Source organism: Clostridium sp. FP2 (genome assembly GCF_011065955.2).
Classification (GTDB): domain Bacteria; phylum Bacillota; class Clostridia; order Clostridiales; family Clostridiaceae; genus Clostridium_AD; species Clostridium_AD tagluense.
Genome location: NZ_JAAMNI020000001.1, coordinates 1,485,859 through 1,507,162 on the forward strand (window position 1 = coordinate 1,485,859; position 21,304 = coordinate 1,507,162).

Genomic DNA, 21,304 nt, shown 5'->3' on the forward strand with positions numbered 1-21,304 from the left:
TTCATGAGTAAGTTAATTTGTAACGGAGAGAAACTAAATGAATCAAATGTTCAAGAATTAATAAAGGTTTGCCCTTTTGGTGCTATTGAATACGTTGACGGAAAAATTGAAATTAATGCAGGGTGTAAAATGTGTAAGGTTTGCGTTAAAAAAGGTCCTACCGGAGTAATGGAATTTATTGAAACAGCGGCAGTAAAAGTTGACAAGAGTTTATGGAGGGGTATAGGAGTATATGTGGATCATGTAGAAGGTGATATACATCCTGTAACAATGGAACTTATTGGAAAAGCTAGAGAGCTTGCTTGCGTTGTAAATTTTCCAGTATATTGTGTATTTATTGGTTATAACATAAAAGAAAAGGCTAAAGAATTACTTTATTATGGTGTTGATGAGGTTTTTGTATACGACTACGAAGAACTTAAGGATTTTAGGATAGAACCTTATACTGCTGCTTTTGAAGATTTTGTAAATAAGGTAAAGCCATCCTCATTGCTAGTTGGAGCTACAACTATTGGTAGATCTCTTGCCCCTAGAGTAGCTGCAAGGTTTAGAACAGGACTTACAGCTGACTGTACAATGCTTAAAATGAAAGAAAATACAGACCTTGTGCAGATAAGACCTGCTTTTGGTGGTAATATTATGGCTCAAATTTTATGCCCGAATACTAGGCCTCAGATGTCAACAGTAAGATATAAGGTTATGGATGCCCCTAAAAAACAATGTGATGCAAAAGGTAAAATTACAATATGTGAAATAGATAAAGCAAAACTTGCGTCTAATATTGAAGTGCTAAAAGTTACAAAAAAAGAAGCCGAAGAAAATATTTCAGATGCAGAGGTAATTGTTGCAGTTGGTAGAGCTTTAAAGTCTGAAAAGGATATGGTTATGATTAAGGAACTAGCAGAGCTTCTACATGCTCAAATAGCTGGGACAAGACCTACAATTGAAGCTGGTTTTATTGATGCTAAAAAGCAAATTGGTCTTTCTGGTAGAACAGTTAAACCAAAGTTAATAATAGCTCTTGGAATTTCTGGAGCGGTTCAGTTTACAGCTGGGATGAACAGTTCAGAACGTATATTTGCAATAAATAAGGATGCAAATGCTTCTATATTCAATGTAGCTCATTACGGCATAGTGGGAGACATATATGAAATAGTTCCTCAATTGATCGAAAATATTAAAAACTCAGGAGCAGAGTATTGCCTGCGTTAATATTATAGCTGCATAGATAATAATTTATACTGGATTTAAAGATAATAAGTAACATTATCATATGAACCGAGGAGGTAACTTTTATGAATTATAAAAAACTTGATGCTAAGGATATAGAGTTTTTAGTTTCAATATTAGATAAAGATAGAGTGTTTATAGGTGACGCAATAAATGATGATTTCAGCCACGATGAACTGGGTGGAATAAGCAAAATGCCAGAGGTATTAGTTGAAGTTCTGGCTACAGATGAAGTATCAAAGATTATGAAATATGCATATGAAAACATGATTCCTGTTGTAGCAAGAGGCTCAGGAACAGGACTTGTTGGAGCATCAGTTCCAATTTTCGGTGGGATTATGATAAATATGTCCCGAATGAATAAAATACTTGAAATTGATGAGGAAAATTTAACATTGACGCTTGAACCTGGGGTACTTTTAATGGAGATAAGTAAATATGTTGAAGAGTTTGATTTATTTTATCCACCAGATCCAGGTGAAAAATCCGCTACTATTGCTGGTAACATAAGTACAAATGCAGGTGGAATGAGAGCTGTTAAGTATGGAGTTACTAGAGACTATATAAGAGGACTTGAAGTAGTTCTCCCAAGCGGAGAAATACTTAATGTGGGAGGGAAAGTAGTTAAAAATTCTACTGGCTATAGTATAAAAGACTTAATTTGTGGGTCTGAAGGAACACTAGGAATAGTTACAAAAGCTATACTAAAGCTTATACCACTACCTAAAAAAGCAGTATCACTTTTAGTACCTTTCCCAAATTTGGATATGGCAATAGGTACAGTTCCAAAGATAGTTAAATCAAAATCTGCGCCAACTGCTATAGAATTTATGCAAAGAGAAGTTATTATAGCTGCTGAAGAGTTCCTCGGGAAAAAATTCCCTGATAATTCCTCAGATGCATACCTTTTATTAACTTTTGATGGTAATAGTATAGAGGAGATAGAAAAAGCTTATGAAAAGGTAGCTAATATTTGCCTTGAGGAAGGTGCTCTTGATGTATTTATAACGGATACAGATGAAAGAAAAGAAGCTGTTTGGTCTGCAAGGGGAGCATTTCTTGAAGCTGTTAAAGCAACAACAAGTGATATGGATGAATGTGATGTTGTTGTTCCAAGAAATAAGGTTGCTGAGTTTATTAAGTATACTAATGAACTTCAAAAGCAATTTAATATAAGAATAAGAAGCTTTGGACATGCGGGTGATGGTAACTTACATGTGTATGTATTAAAGGATGAGCTCTCCGATAGTGAATGGGAAAATAAGATTACTGAAGTATTTGAAGCAATGTATAAAAAATCAAGAGAATTAGATGGCCTAGTATCTGGAGAACATGGAATTGGATTTGCTAAGAAAGAATATATGCTAGAACAACTTGGACCTGTATATGTAAATCTTATGAAGAATATAAAATTGGCATTTGATCCTAAAAACATATTAAACCCAGGAAAAATTTGCCAATAAAAAAGACTGGTAGTGATACCTCTACTTAGGATTAATTACGTACTACAGAGCAAATTTTTTTACAATGTAAGGGGAATATAAATGACTAAAATTAAAATACCATATTCAAAACAGTTTTTAGAAATTGAAATACCAGACAATAATTTGGTAGCAATATTAGAATCAAAAGCTCATGCATACAAAGTTGAACAAACTCAGCAGGAAATTGTAAGTAAGGCACTTGATAACCCTATTGGAAGTGCAAAACTAGAAGACTTAGTTAAATCCGTGAAAAATTTAGTATTAATAACTAGTGATCACACAAGACCTGTACCAAGCAAAATAACAATGCCAATACTCCTTTCTAGAATCAGAAGCGCAAACCCTAAAATTAAAATAACAATATTAATTGCTACTGGATTTCATAGACCTACCACAAGGGAGGAAATGATCGATAAGTTTGGAGCTGAAATTGTAGATAATGAGGTTATAATAAATCATGTATCAGAGGATTATAACAGCGTTGTTCGTGTTGGAACGCTTCCTTCTGGTGGCGAACTATGGCTAAGTAAAATAGCAATGGAAGCAGAACTTTTAATTTCAGAAGGCTTTATAGAGCCACACTTCTTTGCAGGATTTTCTGGAGGTCGTAAGAGCGTTCTTCCTGGAGTGGCATCAGCAAAGACAGTTATGGCAAATCATTGCTCTGAATTTATAGCAAGTGAATATGCACGGTCCGGAGTTATTGTAAATAATCCAATTCATAGGGATATGATTTATGCTGCAAAGCAAGCAAAACTGGCCTTCATATTAAATGTTGTTATTGATAGTGATAAGAAGGTTATAAATGCATTTGCGGGAGATAGTGAGCTTGCCCATATTGATGGATGTAAATTTGTAATGGAACTTGCATCTGTGAAAGCTGTTAAAGCAGATATTGTGGTATCCACTAATGGAGGATATCCTCTTGATCAAAATATATATCAATCTGTAAAAGGTATGACAGCAGGTGAAGCAACTTGCAGAGAGGGTGGAGTTATAATCATGGTGTCTGCTTGTAATGATGGGCATGGTGGACAGTCTTTCTATGACAATATAGCAAATGCAAGTAGCCCAGGGGTCGTCCTTGATAGGGTGCTTAAAGTAGGAAGAAATGATACGGTGCCAGATCAATGGGAATTTCAAATACTTGCCCGTATACTTGACACGCATACTGTGATTCTTGTTACAGATATGTGTGACCCTGAAATGATAGTGAAAATGCATATGAAGCATGCAGCTACATTTGAAAAAGCACTCCAAATGGCTTTTGAGATAAAAGGAAAAAATGCAAAAATAACAGTAATACCAGATGGAGTTTCGGTTGTTGTAAAATAAAAAAGTGCCATCCTATATAACAAAGAGAAAACTTCAGTGGGAGATTTATACTCCTACTGAAGTTTTCTCTTTGTTATATCACTTTCTTTATCTCAACTTTTCTTAAAAGTGTTATAATTATTATGATTTGTAAAAGTTCAGCACATAAATTTTCAATATTTTTATTAAAGAAGCGTTGCAGTAGGTTTTTCATGGATACCAAACATTAATGTGGAGGTGATTTTTTGAAGTTAATAGAATTAGAGAATATAGTATTTAAATCATCTTCTATTTTAATGAGAAGTGAGGGCGAGAAGGTTTTTAATAGTGGACTCGTTACTAGGATCAAAGGGAAAAAAATTGACAATATATATCATATTTATGGATGTGTCAGAAACAGTACTAAGACCAGCGAATTAAACACCCATATAGCAATAGATATATTAAAGAAAAAATTAGATGGAGTAAAATGTTCTTGTGAAGATTTCAAAGAAAGTTCTACTACGGGCTATTTATTTATGTGTAGCCATTTAACGGCTACAGCCTATAGCTTTTTTAGCAGAGCTACAAAAAATAATTCTGAGAAAAATCAAAATAATGGAATAACCCCAAAAGTAGAAACAAATCAAAAAAAAGAAATAAATGAAAAGCACAAAGAAAACAACCACAATAAGCAAGGTACTATTAGTAATAATAGAACTCATAGCACTATAAAATTAGCTCGCAGGGTTTCAAAAGGTCCTACTTATTATGAAGTGCAACATGCAATAGGCAAGGAGAAAACAGTGCTTGACCCTGAAGACTTAAGAACTTTTTTAGAAGGGGTTAGTGATAAAAGAATCAAGTTTAATTATGATAGCTTTGAGTTTGAAGCTCCAATCTTAAATAGTGATTTGCCATTAACCTTTACATTAAAGATAAGAAAGGAATATTTTGTTTTAACAACCCATAAGCAGTTTCCAGTGTCTTTAAATGATAAGAATAATGTATATTTATTTAATTGGAAGCTTTATCTACCATCAAGAAATCAAATTGCAAAGTATATGATTCTATGCGATAAATTAAAAAGAAATGGTGAAATTATATACCGAAGGGATATAGAAAACTATAACAAACTTACTTCCTTCTTAGGTAGTATTTCAAGTGATATTAATATTAATGAAGAGGTAAAAACCTTTGCAGCAAATTTCATAAAACCTGAATTTCACATATATGAAATGGAAGGTAGTATTTATTGCGATATAAGTGTGATTTATGGTAATGATAAAATCAACATATTAAAGGGAAATAATCCTGTGGATAAAATTTTGCGTGACTTTAAAAAAGAAGGCAAAATCCTTATGGAACTAGAGAAATATAGATTTATAAAAAGAAATGAGAAGTTACTTTTTATAGGTGGAGATGAAGAATTATTTGATATCTTAAGTAAAAGCGAAAACAATCTACATTGCCTAGGAAATGTTACCTTTGGAAAAGGGATTAAACAAAGAAGAATATTGGATTCAAGATTTATTAAAGCTGAAATCCAGGAAATGGAAGGCTGCTATGATTTTTCTTATGCTATTCATGACATTGGAAATAGGGAATTAAATAGTGTTATTGCATCTTTTAAGCAAAAAAATAGATTCTACAAAACTGTGAATAATAATTTTTTAGACTTTGAAGATGCAGGAGTTAAGGATTTTCTTGATTTAGTAATAGTATTAAATAAAAAAGAAAACATAAAAGAGGGTTTAATACAAATAGAAAAAAATAAGGCATTATATTTAAATGAAAAAATAAAAAACAAGAACCTTCAATTTATTAAAGGTATTGAGCTCTTAAAGAATATAGAAAATATTTTATCAAACATAAATAACTTGGATATAAGGATACCAGAGAATCTAAAAGCTACACTTAGAGAATACCAAATTAATGGTTTTAAATGGCTTAAAAGCTTGAGCAGCTTAGGTTTTGGAGGAATACTCGCGGATGAAATGGGCCTTGGTAAAACTATTCAAACCATAGCTTTCCTTTTATCGGAGGAAAATAAGAAATCTATTATAATTAGTCCCACATCCCTTGTTTATAACTGGAAGGCAGAACTAGAAAAATTTGCGCCTAGTTTAAAGGTTGGCATTGTACATGGAGAAAAAAGTGAAAGACATAAATTAATTCATAATTTACTAGATTATGATGTAATATTAACAACCTATGGAACTTTAAGAATGGATATAGAGCAATATGAAGATATTATTTTTGATGCTTGCATTATAGATGAAGCTCAAAATATAAAAAACCATCTAGCCCAAAACACAAGAATTATTAAAGAAGTTAAAGCCAAGGTTAGGTTTGCACTAACAGGCACTCCTATGGAAAATAATTTAACAGAGCTTTGGTCTATATTTGATTTTATAATGCCCGATTATTTATATTCCAAAGAAATTTTTGAATCGAAATTTGTCATAGGAAGACAAGGGAATTTAGAAGAACTTAAATTGTTAATTAAACCTTTTCTCTTAAGAAGAACAAAGGGTGAAGTAATGAAAGAATTGCCAGATAAAATAGAAAAGAAATTTATAGTTGAGATGACAACAGCTCAAAAGGCTGTATATAAATCTTATATTAAAGCAGTCAGGGAAAAAATGAAAAATAACAGTGATGGCAGGATAGAGGTTTTTTCTTATTTAACTAGGCTAAGACAAATTTGCTTAGACCCATCACTTGTAATAGATGAATACAAAGGTGGAAGTGGGAAACTAAAAGTTGCAACAGAACTTATTGAAAAACATATAGATTCACAGGGGAAGGTGCTACTATTTTCTCAATTTACCTCTGCACTTAAAAATATAGGAGAGAATTTAAAGAGAAAAGGAATTCCATACCTTTATTTAGATGGAAAAACAAAACCCAAGGATAGAATTAAATTGGTAGATGAATTTAATAACAGTAGTGATACATTAGTATTTTTAATCTCATTAAAAGCAGGAGGAACAGGTTTAAACTTAGCCACCGCAAATTTAGTTATTCATTTTGACCCTTGGTGGAATCCAGCAGTAGAGGATCAAGCAACTGATAGAGCCCATAGGATTGGCCAAAGAAATGTGGTAGAAGTAATCAAATTAGTAGCTAAGGGAACCATAGAAGAAAAAATCATTCTACTTCAAGAAAATAAAAAGGATTTAATCGACAGTGTAATTACAGGGGAACTTACTAGTAGCGATGTTCTAGGGAAGCTTACAAAGGAAGAATTGCTGGAGCTTTTTAGATTTTAATGAAGCACCGCAGTCCATTTCCGACAATATTACGGATGAAATTTTGAGTAGTGCTATTTTATAAAGTGGTAGGGTTATATATGGGTAAAATAATATAGAATGAGAACTATACGCCCCTCCCCTATAGTTTTATGGTTAACTATAAAAGAATATATTTCTCATTCTACATGGAAGCTGAAATTTGTTATAATGTTATTGAAGTTATGTCAATAATATTATGTTCATATTTTGACATGTTATACTATGGAGAATTATGGATATAAGTATTGTTAGTTTATTTATGTATAATTTATAGGATAATGATTGTAGTGGTATTGTAGAAAATAAATATAAAATAGGAGTGATGGTATGGAATATACTAAAGAGCAGAGTTGTTCAGAAACATCAACTCTGCTTTTATACTAAACTTCTTCTTCAAATATTGGAGCTTCTATAAGTGTAGCAAATATTAATTCATGACAATGGCCGTCATTTACAGTAGTGTTAGCCTCTACAAAATGGACATGCTTGCCTTCACCAACAGGAATCTGTCGGCCTGAGGTTGCTTCAAATTCATGAAAGTGATCAAAGAAGTCTGTTCTTCCCTTAACTCTATGAACATGTCCACCTTGAACTGGTATTGCAGGACTGGATACTCCAGCAAATCTATGATTATGAGGATCATCCTCTAATTCGGCTAATCTAGTGCTACCTTCAAACTCATGATCATGAAATTGTCTTTCTTTTTTACAACAATCATTATCATCATGCTCTTTTTCACAGCAATCTTTAAAATCGTGTTTATTTTCACACTTTGACATAACATCACCTCCTTGTCATTTACAGTATATAATATTCAGGTTAAGTGTATATGACACTAAAAAATAGCGTTCATTTAATGGATCCTGGCTTTTTGTATTAAAGGAAATATTTACCGTTCTAATTTTCGTAGATAAAGAAAGGCTGTGGTAACAATATATGTTGTAAGCTGTAGCACTAGTTAGTATAATATAATAAGATGCCACTTGCCATGTGGGTGGCACGAATGGAGGAATAAAAAATGTACGTAGAATTTAATAATAAAATAGTAGATAGTGAGGATATAAAAAATATAATTGAAAAGAACACAGAATTTAAAGTAGTTAAGGACATGAGTAAAGGTACAAAAAGAGAGGATACATTAGCTTTTAATTTAAGTGTAGATATAAACACCTTAAATGATTTAATGGAGGAAGAATGTGATTTAAATGAATTAACAGAAGATGAGTTATTTGAGGAATACCTTTCACTGGCAGAAGAAATTGCAATGGATATTGAAGAATACGTTCCAGAGGGAGCGATTATGGATATTAAATCTTATAAATGGGATAAATCAGATAATGCTATAAAATTAATTATAATTATAGCCCCTGAGGATATGTACGAAGTTAAATTAAGGGATATTATGAAGAAACTTATAACGCAAGTGGAGTAAAATTGCAGACTAACGTTGAAATAACTAGGTTTTACAAGTAACCAATCCTTTGATTTGGTCTATATGCCACCCCTTTGCCACCCTTAATTATTTTGGGTGGCAAATATATTTTCAAGAATATTTACAGTATCATTTTTCATTTTTAAGGTTACATGAGAATAAGTATCCATAGATCGCCTATATGAATAGACTTTTTTTAGTGTCCATCATATAGGATCCATTTTAATTGCTGTTATTCTTTATAATATTTTATATATTTTTTTTGTAAATATTTTCAATAAACGCAAATAATGATTTGCTTCACGTAAGGTATGATCAGCTAACAATGGTATTATAATGGATTTGATTTTACATTCTAATAATCCTTGCGTACCTTGTGCCTTAAATTTACTTATTTCCATAGTTGCTTTAAGGCTGTCCTGCGTAACTTTTGAAATTGGTATTGTCATGTCCATCGCTTCTTTTGACTTTCTTGTCAGCTTATCAAATTCGTTTCCAAAGTTATTTGCTGTAATTATAAGCTCATTCTCAGTTGGGTCAAGAAGTCCACGAATAAATTTTGAGTGTTCAGTCATAATTTTATTTCAAAATGATTCTTGCTCATAAGCATCTTTCTCCAAATTGATATCCTCACGTTTTTGCAGCCTTTGAACTATCTGAAAATGAAATTTTGCTTCTCTTAAAATATGATATATAAGTAGAGGGTAGTTACTTGTAAATATTCTACAACATATAACCTCTGATAAAATCATAGTTTTAAATTGTGCTAAAGATTTAATTCATCACTACCCATTAATCCCACTTCTGATTACGTTAAACTAATTGGAATATTAACTCCTGTAAAATATGTTGTTGCTGCCTCAGCTTTTATTGTAAAGGGTGTTATTACCTCACCAGACTGTAATACACTAGCGCTAACAACACCATTAGAAAGTGATATAGCTTCTGCTAAAAGCTTGTCAAACTCTATTCGGAAGTTATCTGCCTGTTGGATATAATTTGAGTCTTTTTGTGTAAAACCTGCTTCTAAAAAGAATGAGTGTTCCTTCATAATTCTTGCAAAGAAAAGATGTAATTCCAGAGATTGTCTTATAAATTCATTACTAGATAGCATAGTAAATCCTCCTTAAAAATCCATTCATTATCATTGTATTAACTGAATATGTAAAAGGTTACTATTTTCTATTCTATTTTGCTAAAAATCTATAATCTTGCTAGTTACTGTATGAAAATGAGAAGCCTTTGATTTTTTGGTAGTTTCTAAAATCGGACTTCTACTACTTTTAATTACTTCTTTACTTCTCCATCCTAAAATTTAACATCAAAAGGGTCAGCAAATAATTTTAAATAATGTTTTATAAAACAGCTTATCTATAATCATAAATTTAGCCTTCTTTCTATTTCAATTATTTATAGCCATATCTAACTTTATTCATAAATGATCTAATGAAGATGACTGCATTTACAAGGATTTTTATTTTATACATAGGCTTATTAATCATAGGCAGTTCTTTCGTCCTTTAACGCAACTATTTTATTATCATGGTCATAAGTTGATCCTTATACATCCTCTGTATTGGATAGTTTGGACTTTGTTATTCACCCACAAAGCATATGACTTATATGGCTCATCATCATGATCTCCGCAACTTCCAGTATTGATTTTTTCTTTATAATCTTCAAATAAGAACATATGATGATAATGTAATAAAACTAGCTTGAAAGCTTGAAAAAACCTGAGCAGTATTAATTAAAAGCAAACTGCTTCAGTTTGAAAAATATGTTCGGTGCTTAAGGTAAGCAGGCAAAGAAATTGAAAGCAAGTTATGTGTATGTGTCACTCAGTTAGGAGATTAAAGTATAAAAAGGTTGCAGCAGAGAGAAAGTGCTCCGAATTAAATAATTATTATGCACGTATTTAGACAAGCCCTCATAATATATGTTATAACAAAATAGGAGGTTTATATATGTCTAAAAATTTTCATAAGTCTAATGAAATATCAGATGAAATGATTGATGAATTGATAAAAGAATTATCAGATATTAGGAAAAAACGTAATAATAGGCGCGATGATAGGTTAGATGATGATAGATTTAATAATAACGATTGGTGTCCTGGTTGTTCTAATCAAAGCTTTTGCAATAGCTTTAATGATGATGATGATGATCGGTTTGATAATATTAACGGTTGCAATAGGCATAACCGTTGCAATAGATGCAATAGGCGTAATAGGTGTGACCGTTGTAATAGATTTAGGTAGACAAGCCATTAAACCACTGGAATAAATTACGAACTAACTTTAAATTTAATAATACTATAAAAGACACTTGAAAGGGTGTCTTTTATGCTAAAGAATAGGGACTATTGATTTGAGATTAACTCTTATCAATAGTCTTTTGTTATGTAAAAAAATATAAAATGCTATCTAGCAGACTCTTAATCAAGGGGCACAGGGTTCGAATCCGTGATATGGCACCATAAATCACCAAGAACCTAACTTTCCACTCAGAAGAGGGTGGGGCATTAAGCCCAAAAATGGTACGTAGTATATATAGTCTAGTACTGAGGGGATTTATATGTAGGTTTTATAGGTATATAAATTTTGTATGTAATGTTAAGCATCCTGTAGGTTGCCCAAGGATAATAGGGGGTATCATAATGTATACTTAATGGAACAGTATTGTCATTACCTTATACCAACAGTTTGAATAGTATCAATAAGTTAGAATTGTATTTTTGAAACGTTTCTAAAGTGTATTGACTATATGATACTGTAGTTATATAATTACAGTATTGGAAAAATATTAAATGATTGATATTATGAAAACTGTTGCATATTTAAGAGTAAGTTCAAAAGACCAAAATTTAGATAGACAATTAGATGAAATTAAGAAACTAGGCATAGAAGATAAATATATATATACTGATAAACAGAGTGGTAAAGAGTTTGATAGAATAGGTTATCAATATATGAAAAAAGGATTAGAAAAAGGAGATTTACTTAGAATTAAATCACTTGATAGATTTGCTCGTAGTTATGAGGATATAATGAAACAATGGAATGATATTACTAAAACTATAAGTGCTGATATTAAAGTATTAGACATGGAGCTATTAGATACTACTAAACATAAAGATATCCTAGGTACATTCGTTAGTGATTTAGTATTACAGGTATTATCATTTGTGGCCCATCAAGAGAGAGAGAATATTAAACAACGTCAAAAGGAAGGTATAGCAAGTGCTAAAAATAAAGGTATAAAATTTGGTAGGCGTAAATTAGAAGTTAATAGTGATAATTTTGAGGGTATATATAAGCAATGGAAAAATGGAAAAGTTAAAGGTGTTGAGGCTACACAGATGCTGAACATGACTAAAGCTACATTTTATCGTAGAGGTAAAGAGTATGAAGGTAGATAGCTCATAGTGAATAAGGGTACGTGTATAATACAATTTAATAGGATAATTTGTAAAAAGAAGTGTAATTAAACAAATCTTTTAAAATTAAAGAATAGTTAAAGTGACTCTGAGAGTGTATCGGAGTCACTTTAACTTTTTTCTACAAATTTTAAAGGAGAATTATGAATGTTTGTTGAATTATGTAAATGGAGAGTTTTTATTATAAGTTATGGATTTCAAGTGCGCCCAATGTCTAAAATGGGAAGTGTGCGCCTTGTTTCCGAACAATCTATATAAGAATATATAATAAAATCGGACTACTAGTGAAAAAGAAAATCAAGTAGAAATCGTCATTTGAATTGGTAGGTGAAGTTCCTACCTGACCCTGTGTGAGGGGTAACAAAATTTCTAATACTCCGACGTGCCTAAACAATACCATGTTTGATGTGCGAAGCTCGGTGAAGATTCGGAAAATGTTATCGGTGATGATAGTAAGTACGCTGGAAGCTAAAAAGCAGTCAAGTTTAGAATGTCTTATAGACTGTCGAATACCCGAAAGTACAGTTCGTAAATTTTAGGGTTTCAAATAAGAAGAAACTTGCCCATAGGGGGTGATTAGTAATTCTTCAACTTATAAAGGTATTAGGAACCAAATGATGTTGAATTATTATATATAGATTGTATAATATGGGGGAGTTTTCAGTTAGAAAATACAAGAATAGAGTTGATGCTTAAAAATACCTATTTGAAGTTGAAATGCAGTGGAATACAGAGGATGTAAAAGAAAAATTATCTTGGATTGTTCTTGAAGAAAATGGGTTAGGTACGTTGTATAGCTATTATCCTAGTTTATTTAGGATATTTAAAGCAGTATATCAAATTGATATATGTCCCTGGGAAATAATAAATAGTGAAGTTCCTAATGGTACATGGGAAAGTGAAAGTAATAGGATTAGTGCTGTGAAATGGTTGATCCTAAGAATGAAAGTACAAAATGAACAAATTGATAGGAAGGTTTTTGCCAAATATGGATTAAGCATGTTGTTAGGTAAGTATTATAGCGATAATACAGCAAGAGCTATAAGAAAGCACTTATGGTGAATAGTCCTAATTAAGCTAAGTTTAAAGTGTACAGACATGGTCAATACTTCTAATAAAGGTGATGGTAATGTCTTTTATTTATTTCTGAAATAGAAACAGGAGATCTGAATGGGGTTCATGAGGTCACAAGCGCTACTTGATTCACAAATTATTTGCCCCTTTTTTTGCCCCTTATGGTTTAAAATAAGTAGATATTACCTAAACTTAGTTAAAAAGTATAATGGCTATTTATAAGGGATTGACGGTTCTTTAAGCTTAGCAAAACTCATTTCTTTCGAATCTGAAGGTCGAAGGTTGTACTGGCCAAAATTGGAACAGTTAAATGTGTAATGAATATTCTATTGAATACCAGCTAAAGGAACATAATTGAACAATGGTAGAGAAAAAATCACCGAATTAACATTTCTAACGATTTACCATCTTTCAAAGTAGGAATAAAAACTTTAATCAATAGAGAAATGTTTATGGTGTGGTTAGAAAATATAAGTATGGAGCATAGACAAATATAAGGGTTATAAAAAGGGCAGCAAATTTATCGTATGCCACCCTTTTGCCACCGCTCTATAAAATATAATTAGATACAATTAGTTAATATTTAATCATAAATAATATTTTATACCTCATAGATGGCTTAATATCAATGATTATATGATTGTTTATAATATATGTAGATAAGTTAAAATACAAGGTGTAAATATATAACGCAAGTTGAGTAATATTAGTGGCTGTAACAAAATATTAATAAATTTTGTTACAGTCCCTTTGATTTTCAATATGAATAAATTCTACCAAAAGAATCTGATAGCTTTTTAGAATATAACTCAGATTTCGCAGATGAAAAAGCAGTCAATAAACTTGCCACTTGCCACGTGGGTGGCACCAACTTGTTCAATACAACTATTTTGTTCTGTTTTACAAACATAATTGAAGCGATCTGCAGCATAAATAAAGATCTTATTATCATCACAGTATTTTAGAAACTCTACATCATATCTGCAGAGTTCTTCAGAGAATTTTATTTTATCAAAAACCTCTTTTCTAATGACCATTGTAGGAAATTTCACATATTTAACACGTCTATATTCAATATGTGGTAACATAATTGATAATAACTGATTGGTCTCTGAGTAAGCATAATGGCTATATTTGCCGACTATATCTGCATTGCAGTATTTAAATGTATTCATAGTATCTGATAAATAATTTTTTCCATAATAGTCATCATTGAATATAGCTATATATTCTAAGTTGGAATTTTCAACACCATAGTTTAAACATTGAACTAAAGATTTTATTTCTTCTATTTGAAATATTTTTACATTGGTATAACTTTTAGATTTATTTTGCCATGATGTTAGATTAATATTATCATTATTTAATATAATGATTAGTTCTTTGTTTTCATACAGTTGTCTTTCATAATTTTCAAATATAAGATCCATATTATTTTCTTTATTTGTATATGTTATGATAGATACTCCGAGGGTCACATGCTTTTTATAATTCACTGCTATTTTATCTAAAATAGTTTCAAGTCTTAATGTATAGGTATGATGATTAAAAACTTCTCTTTCACCAAGCAAGGATAACCGATCTCTTTCTTCTTTATTTTTTGTCAAAATTTCTAAATATTTCAAAGTATCCTCTTTCATTCTAGAAAGTTTTACAACTTCAGGGAACATTTTTTCTATTCCTAGAGAATAACTGCTAATTACATTTGTGCCACATGCTAATAATTCAAATACTCTTCTTGAAAACATAGTTGGACTATCATTTACTGAGTTTACATTTAAAAATATGCTATATTTTTTATAAAGGTCAGTAATTTTTTCATATGGCACATATCCTTTAATAAAGGGAAGATATATTTCTGGAAACCTAAAATGATCATAACTGTAGAGAATATTATATGTGTAGTTTCTATCATAAATGTGTAAATTATAGTTTAGAGCTGGTTCTAATAGATACTTCATATTTTTATTTCTATCTAAATGCCCAATATTATAATAGGCACCAGCAAAAGCAACATTACCTAATTCTTTTTGCTCTCTATTAATTGGATTGTGAATTTTTACTTGTGCTGCAAATGGTAATTCATATACTTGATCATGCGTTAAAATTTCTTTATATTTTTTAATACAGTTTTCATCTGTTGTAAAAATATAATCAAATAGTTTAGAGGCCTCAAGGAATTCATCAAAATGATAAGGGTCCTCTTTATTCCAAAAAACTGTAGGTATCAGAAGTTTCTTGCATGAATCAGTTATGTTTTTTAATATAGAGTCTTTCGTGTAGTTTATGTTTTGAACTTTACCAGACCATTTCCTGTTAATTCCTGTCCAAGCAGATTCTACTAATAATAAACTTGGTCTTTCAGTTAATAAAATTTCTGGCCAATCATCTGTATCTAATACTATTAAATCACACTCATATTTTAAACAATGATAACTAAAATCATCAAGAATACATGCTACTTTTAAAAGTGGTTTTTCTATTATGATATTTTCATTTGAGGATCTTTTAATTTTACTTTTAGTATGAGGGTATAAATCCATAAATTATCACCTTCTAAAAAATATTTTAAGCTAGGGTAGAGATAATTAATTTATAATTAATATGTTCTCTTAAATTATAATCATATCTTAATATATACGTGAAAATTGTAAAAGATGACTTGAAATAGTAGGTTACTTTATTATGGCTTAATTGTTTAATAATCCGCTGGCATTAATCACAACATCAGAAATATATTCATATAATCTAATAGATAAACGATGCTAATATTATTACTAATTTTATATTATGGGGTGAGAGTAAAATGTTTGATGTTTTTAAAAATAAATTCCCGATTGCCTTATATGGAAATACCAATAATAAGAAACCATTTATAAAAGTAGCATGCATTTTGGACACTTTTAGTTATGAGTGTCTAAAATATGAATGTAATTTAATTCAATTACAACCATATACTTGTCAAAGTACCATAGTACAAGAAAAACCCGATTTGCTATTGGTGGAATCCGCCTGGAAAGGAATTGATGAAAAGTGGAAGTCAAAGGTTGGATATCTAAACACATCTCGAGATACAACATTAGAAAGATTGGTTGGTTTATGTAAAACATTAAAAATTCCTACAGTCTTCTGGAATAAAGAAGATCCATATCATTTTGATCTTTTCCTTCCAGCAGCGCGATTGTTTGAATATATTTTTACTACCGATGTTAATAGTATAAATAGATATAAAAAACTTGTAGGCCATGATAATGTGTATGTTTTGCCTTTTGCAGCACAACTTAAAATTCATAATCCTATAGATAAAGATAAGGGGAAGCTTGGTCAAGTTGCATTTGCAGGAACTTGGTATAATAGTGGGCATTTAGACAGAAGAAAAAACATGGAAAATGTATTAAACCCAGCTTTAAAGTATAATTTGCACATTTATGATAGAAATTATCATACTGCAAACATAAGTTATAGGTTTCCAGATATGTACCAGAGATTCAATAAAGGATGTATTTCATATGAGCAGATGAATGAAATTTATAAAAGGTATAATGTTTTTTTAAATATAAACTCTATTAATGATAGCCCTACAATGTTTTCAAGAAGAGTTTTTGAATTGTTGGCGTGTGGAACAAATGTAATTAGTAGCTACTCTTTAGGAATAGAAGATATGTTCTTTCAAATAGTTAAGTTATCTAAAAGTAAAGAAGATACGCAAAAACATTTAGAAGTTTTACTAAAAGATAAAGAACTCAGTGATAGATTGTCATTAAAGGGGCAAAGAGAAGTTTTTAGTAAGCATACGTACACTCATCGCTTTGAAAGTATTTTGGATAAAGTGGGAATTATATATGAAAAGCAAGGTAATTCCAGTGTATCAATTATAACGTGTACAAATAGTCCTAGTAGTATTGAAAATATATTTTCAAATTACGAAAGACAGAAATATGAAAATAAGGAACTAATTATTATATTAAATAATAACACTCTGAGCTTAGAAATTTGGCAAGAAAAAGCCAAATGCTATAACAATGTGAAGGTATTCAAATTGTATGAAGAAAAATCCTTAGGCGAATGTTTAAATTATGGAGTAAGTAAAGCTAGTTTTGATTATGTATCTAGATTTGATCATGACAATTATTATGCACCGGAATTTATAGGTGATTTAATGAATGCTTTTAAATATTCTGATGCAGATATTATTGGTAAAAACACATATTATGAATATTTAGGAAACAGCAAAATAATGGTTATTAAATATCCAAATTTAGAAAATTGCTACGTAACATCTTTATGTGCTTCGGCTATGATTATAAAGAAAATGGTGTTTGACAAAGTAAGATTTATTGGTGGATCATCCGAATGTAATACAGAGTTTTTTAAAAGATGTATGGAAAACAGTATTAAATTATATTCTGCAGATAGGTTTAACTTCGCTTGTATTAGTTGCTCATATATTGATGAAGACATTTCAAAATTAAAGGATGAAAAATTTTTAAGAAATTGTAGGATAATTGGATGTGTTGATGATTATAAAGAACTTATAACTGTATAATATTCGAGATGTTGAAAAAGCCTGTACTTTTGAAGTGTAGGCTTTTTTCTACAAATGATGCTATTAATTTTAATCACAAGCAAGAGAAAAGGTACATATAATTATATCTTTATACAAGGAGGATGAATAAACACATCATTAATGTTGTAGCAAATTTTTGAGGAAAACATACAATATATAGACAATATATAAATAATACCTTCATAAAAGTACAAGTTAATATGTACAAGCTAATTTTTAAAAATTATGAATATAAAGGGAGAGGAAAAAATGTCTTTTAATGAGTTAATTGTTAATGGTGGATTTGAGACGGGAACTTTTGATCCATGGACTAAATCCGATGCAATGATAACGTCTCAATTTAGCCATTCTGGCTATTTCGCTGCACAATTAGTAGGTGGAACATCAAATGGATTTATTTTTCAATTCATTCCTATAGATCCAGGGGAAAGATATGAGTTTTTTGTGTCTCTGGCTAGGGTTGGAACTGCACTAAGTCCGCCGGTATCAATCACTATTTCATATTATGATGCCGCTTTTGACTTTCTTGGACTGGGACTTGTTTTAAATATTCCAACAGCTAATCTCCCCAATGTCAATGATGATAATTGGGAGATGATCTATAAAACTACCGATCCAGCACCTGTCGGAACAACTCAGGCTCTTGTGTTTATCAATAAGTTACCTCAAGCAGGCAGTGCTGATATAGTTGTAGATGATGTATCTTTACTGGAAATAGAGGGAGCCACGGGTACTACTGGGGCAACAGGTGCGACGGGTACTACTGGAGCAACAGGAGCAACCGGAACAACTGGTGAGACTGGAGCCACCGGATCTACAGGAGCAACTGGAGCCACTGGAACTACCGGAGCCACAGGAGACACTGGCGTAACAGGTGTAACGGGTGCAACAGGAGACACTGGAACAACCGGAACAACTGGTGAGACTGGAGCCACCGGATCTACAGGAGGAACTGGAGCCACAGGCGTAACAGGTGTAACGGGTGCAACTGGAGATACTGGCGCAACAGGAGCCACTGGGGTAACCGGAGCAACTGGTGAGACTGGGGCCACCGGATCTACAGGAGGAACTGGAGCCACTGGAACTACCGGAGCCACTGGGGACACTGGTGTAACGGGTGTAACGGGTGCAACTGGATCTACAGGAGAAACTGGAGCCACAGGCGCTGGAGGCACTTTACTTTCTACAGAGTCTAGTACCACAACCCCACTTCCGCTTACTACCCAAGTATCAGTTCTTTCTCAAGCGGTAACTACAACTTCTGGTCAGAGCCTAAAATTAGATTCCATGGCAGAAGTTGAGATAACAACAACTGCCAGCGCTAACTATCAATATACAATCACCTATGGACTATTCCGAGATGGATCGGCTATTGCTACAGTAACTGCCGAAAAGGACAAGGACAATGTTAGTCCAACATCACGCTTATTAGGTGAAATTCCTAACTTGACTTGGGTTGATGCTCCTTCTGCTGGACCCCACACTTATGAGATTCGCATTACAGTTACTGGTACAAATATTACAAGCGCAACTGCTCTTACCAAAGCATTAAATATAATTATATTCGGATAAATTATTTTTGTTATGGAGGCTGCCTATCTTCTTTTAGATGGGCACCCTTTTTGTGCGCCCGGCATGGGCGCAGTCTAACGGGTGCAAGTCCCGAGTGCGGGTTGATAGTGCCAAGCACATAGCCGACATCAAGGGTGTCCTTAGCGATGAGGAATCTGAAGGAAGGTCTAGGCAAATCTCTGGTCTGACGAACAGAAACTACATATAAGGCATGAGAATGTTGGGTAAGGTTGCAAAACAAATCGAAGCCCAAAACTATTCAAAACAGACTATGTAAATGTAGCAGATGGATGGAGAGAAAGATTGCGTTCTTACCCGGGGAGGGCTCATGGACATGCTAAGATGTAATTCGATGCGTGGTTGAAATAAGATTTATCATGAGCAGTCAGCAGACGCCATAGTACCAAAGCGGTTATAAATGTTTTTGGGAAGGGCTGAACTATAGGAGGTTTTGGAAATTTTGAAGAACTCAAAGAAATATGTAGAAATCAGAAAACTTCATAATGAAGACTATCTATGTGATGTAGGGTTGGAAATCCAAGACAACATAGAAGTGAGGAGTATTTCTTCGGCGTCAAGGAACGGAAGAGACAACAAGAACCGAGATACTAGTAACCTAATGGAGAAAATACTTCACCGAGACAATTTGAACCAAGCATACAAAAAGGTGAAGAAAAATAAAGGAAGTAGTGGCGTAGATGGAATGACAGTGGATGAACTACTAGAATATCTAAAACGTAACAACACCCAACTTCAAAAGGATTTAATAAAAGAAAGTTATACCCCAATGCCAGTCCGTAGGGTGGAAATAGATAAGCCTGACGGTGGGAAAAGACTCTTAGGAATACCTACGGTAGTAGATAGGGTAGTAGATAGGGTAGTGCAACAGGCGATAGCCCAAGTTTTAACACCAATCTACGAGGAAAAGTTTTCAGAAACAAGTTTTGGATTCCGACCAGGAAGAAGTCAACACAATGCGATTGAAAAATGTAAGGAACATATCAACGACGGTTATAAATGGGTCGTTGACATTGACATATCTAAGTATTTTGATACTGTAAATCATGATAAACTCATGTCCATCCTAGCCAAGGATATAGATGACAAAAAGGTATTAAGATTAATAAGGAAATATTTACAATCAGGTGTAATGATAAACGGAGTGGTTGCAGAAACGGACCTTGGATGCCCGCAGGGTGGTCCAGCTAGTCCGCTACTTAGTAACATTTATCTAAATGAATTGGATAAAGAACTAGAAAGACGTGGGCTAAGATTCTGTCGTTTTGCAGACGACTGTAATGTTTACGTTAGGAGCGAACGCTCTGCGGAAAGAGTAATGAAGTCAGTTACAAAATTTCTGGAAGAAGAACTGAAACTGAAAATAAATCTAAATAAAAGTAAGGTAGCTAGGCCATGGAAACTGAAATATTTAAGTTTTTCATTTTATGGTGGCAAAGATGGGATTCAAGTACGAGTACACCCAAAAGCCATAGAAAAACTTAAGAAAGACATCAAAGAGATAACATCAAGAAGTAATGGGAAAAGCCTAAAATGGAGATTCCAAAAGCTGAAAGATAAACTTCGAGGATGGGTAAATTATTTCAGAATAGCGAATATGAAAACAATAGCAAAAGAGCTAGACCAATGGTTAAGGAGAAGGATACGCCTCTGTATATGGAAACAATGGAAAAGAGTAAGAACGAGATTCAAGGAACTTAAAAAGAGAGGTCTATCCAAACAAAAGGCTTGGGAGTATGCAAATACAAGAAGAAGTTATTGGAGGATATCCAAGAGCCCAATTATGAATATTGCATATAAAGATAAAGACCTAGAAAATCTAGGTCTAATCAGTATAACGAAATATTATCTTAGAACTTGTTAGTTCTTATAGAACCGCCGTGTACCGAACGGTATGCA

14 protein-coding genes and 2 pseudogenes are annotated in these 21,304 nt (G+C 32.3%); 12 read left to right on the top strand and 4 right to left on the bottom strand.

What is annotated here, in order from left to right:
- Positions 1 to 3 precede the first annotated feature (3 nt).
- The 5 genes from G9F71_RS06930 to G9F71_RS27230 all read left to right on the top strand — a co-directional run bounded on the left by G9F71_RS06930 (position 4) and on the right by G9F71_RS27230 (position 7,545).
- Complete coding sequence (locus G9F71_RS06930) at positions 4 to 1,212, top strand: electron transfer flavoprotein subunit alpha (RefSeq protein WP_164951281.1); 1,209 nt, start codon at positions 4 to 6, stop codon at positions 1,210 to 1,212.
- Between the two features lie 83 nt (positions 1,213 to 1,295).
- Entirely contained in the window at positions 1,296 to 2,693 is a 1,398-nt protein-coding gene (locus G9F71_RS06935; RefSeq protein ID WP_164951282.1) for an FAD-binding oxidoreductase, read from the top strand.
- Positions 2,694 to 2,774: 81 nt separating this feature from the next.
- Positions 2,775 to 4,049, top strand: coding sequence for a nickel-dependent lactate racemase (larA, locus tag G9F71_RS06940; RefSeq protein ID WP_164951283.1), 1,275 nt, complete (start codon positions 2,775 to 2,777; stop codon positions 4,047 to 4,049).
- Between the two features lie 224 nt (positions 4,050 to 4,273).
- Entirely contained in the window at positions 4,274 to 7,282 is a 3,009-nt protein-coding gene (locus tag G9F71_RS06945; RefSeq protein WP_164951284.1) for a DEAD/DEAH box helicase, read from the top strand.
- Positions 7,283 to 7,413: 131 nt separating this feature from the next.
- On the top strand, positions 7,414 to 7,545 hold the full coding sequence (locus G9F71_RS27230) for a hypothetical protein (protein WP_263488177.1): 132 nt from the start codon (positions 7,414 to 7,416) through the stop codon (positions 7,543 to 7,545).
- A gap of 138 nt (positions 7,546 to 7,683) precedes the next feature.
- On the opposite strand, the gene G9F71_RS06950 is transcribed toward G9F71_RS27230, so the two are convergent.
- On the bottom strand, positions 7,684 to 8,082 hold the full coding sequence (locus tag G9F71_RS06950; RefSeq protein WP_164951285.1) for a YmaF family protein: 399 nt from the start codon (positions 8,080 to 8,082) through the stop codon (positions 7,684 to 7,686).
- A gap of 239 nt (positions 8,083 to 8,321) precedes the next feature.
- On the opposite strand from G9F71_RS06950, the gene G9F71_RS06955 reads away from it, so the two are divergent.
- Complete coding sequence (locus G9F71_RS06955; protein ID WP_164951286.1) at positions 8,322 to 8,735, top strand: hypothetical protein; 414 nt, start codon at positions 8,322 to 8,324, stop codon at positions 8,733 to 8,735.
- A gap of 239 nt (positions 8,736 to 8,974) precedes the next feature.
- Here G9F71_RS06955 and G9F71_RS27740 read toward each other — a convergent pair.
- Positions 8,975 to 9,508: pseudogene (locus G9F71_RS27740) on the bottom strand (DUF2935 domain-containing protein); the annotation flags it as partial.
- Positions 9,509 to 9,546: 38 nt separating this feature from the next.
- A pseudogene (locus G9F71_RS27745) lies at positions 9,547 to 9,849 on the bottom strand (DUF2935 domain-containing protein); the annotation flags it as partial.
- Between the two features lie 853 nt (positions 9,850 to 10,702).
- Between G9F71_RS27745 and G9F71_RS06965 the strand changes: the two are divergent.
- From G9F71_RS06965 to G9F71_RS06975, 3 genes are all read left to right on the top strand, one after another.
- On the top strand, positions 10,703 to 10,996 hold the full coding sequence (locus G9F71_RS06965) for a hypothetical protein (RefSeq protein ID WP_164951287.1): 294 nt from the start codon (positions 10,703 to 10,705) through the stop codon (positions 10,994 to 10,996).
- A gap of 548 nt (positions 10,997 to 11,544) precedes the next feature.
- Positions 11,545 to 12,156 (top strand): recombinase family protein, encoded by a 612-nt coding sequence (locus G9F71_RS06970; protein ID WP_164951288.1) that lies wholly within the window; start codon positions 11,545 to 11,547, stop codon positions 12,154 to 12,156.
- Positions 12,157 to 12,891: 735 nt separating this feature from the next.
- Positions 12,892 to 13,236 (top strand): hypothetical protein, encoded by a 345-nt coding sequence (locus G9F71_RS06975; protein WP_164951289.1) that lies wholly within the window; start codon positions 12,892 to 12,894, stop codon positions 13,234 to 13,236.
- A gap of 821 nt (positions 13,237 to 14,057) precedes the next feature.
- Here G9F71_RS06975 and G9F71_RS06980 read toward each other — a convergent pair.
- Positions 14,058 to 15,791 carry a glycosyltransferase gene (locus tag G9F71_RS06980; RefSeq protein ID WP_164951290.1) on the bottom strand — a complete coding sequence of 578 codons (1,734 nt, stop codon included), beginning with the start codon at positions 15,789 to 15,791 and terminating at the stop codon, positions 14,058 to 14,060.
- Between the two features lie 263 nt (positions 15,792 to 16,054).
- Here G9F71_RS06980 and G9F71_RS06985 point away from each other — a divergent pair, with 263 nt between their 5' ends.
- From G9F71_RS06985 to ltrA, 3 genes are all read left to right on the top strand, one after another.
- Entirely contained in the window at positions 16,055 to 17,794 is a 1,740-nt protein-coding gene (locus G9F71_RS06985; RefSeq protein WP_164951291.1) for a glycosyltransferase, read from the top strand.
- 246 nt (positions 17,795 to 18,040) lie between these two features.
- Entirely contained in the window at positions 18,041 to 19,387 is a 1,347-nt protein-coding gene (locus G9F71_RS06990; RefSeq protein WP_224626246.1) for an NTTRR-F1 domain, read from the top strand.
- Between the two features lie 460 nt (positions 19,388 to 19,847).
- Positions 19,848 to 21,269, top strand: a complete 1,422-nt coding sequence (ltrA, locus tag G9F71_RS06995; protein ID WP_164951293.1) for a group II intron reverse transcriptase/maturase — start codon at positions 19,848 to 19,850, stop codon at positions 21,267 to 21,269.
- The last annotated feature ends 35 nt before the right edge of the window (positions 21,270 to 21,304 follow it).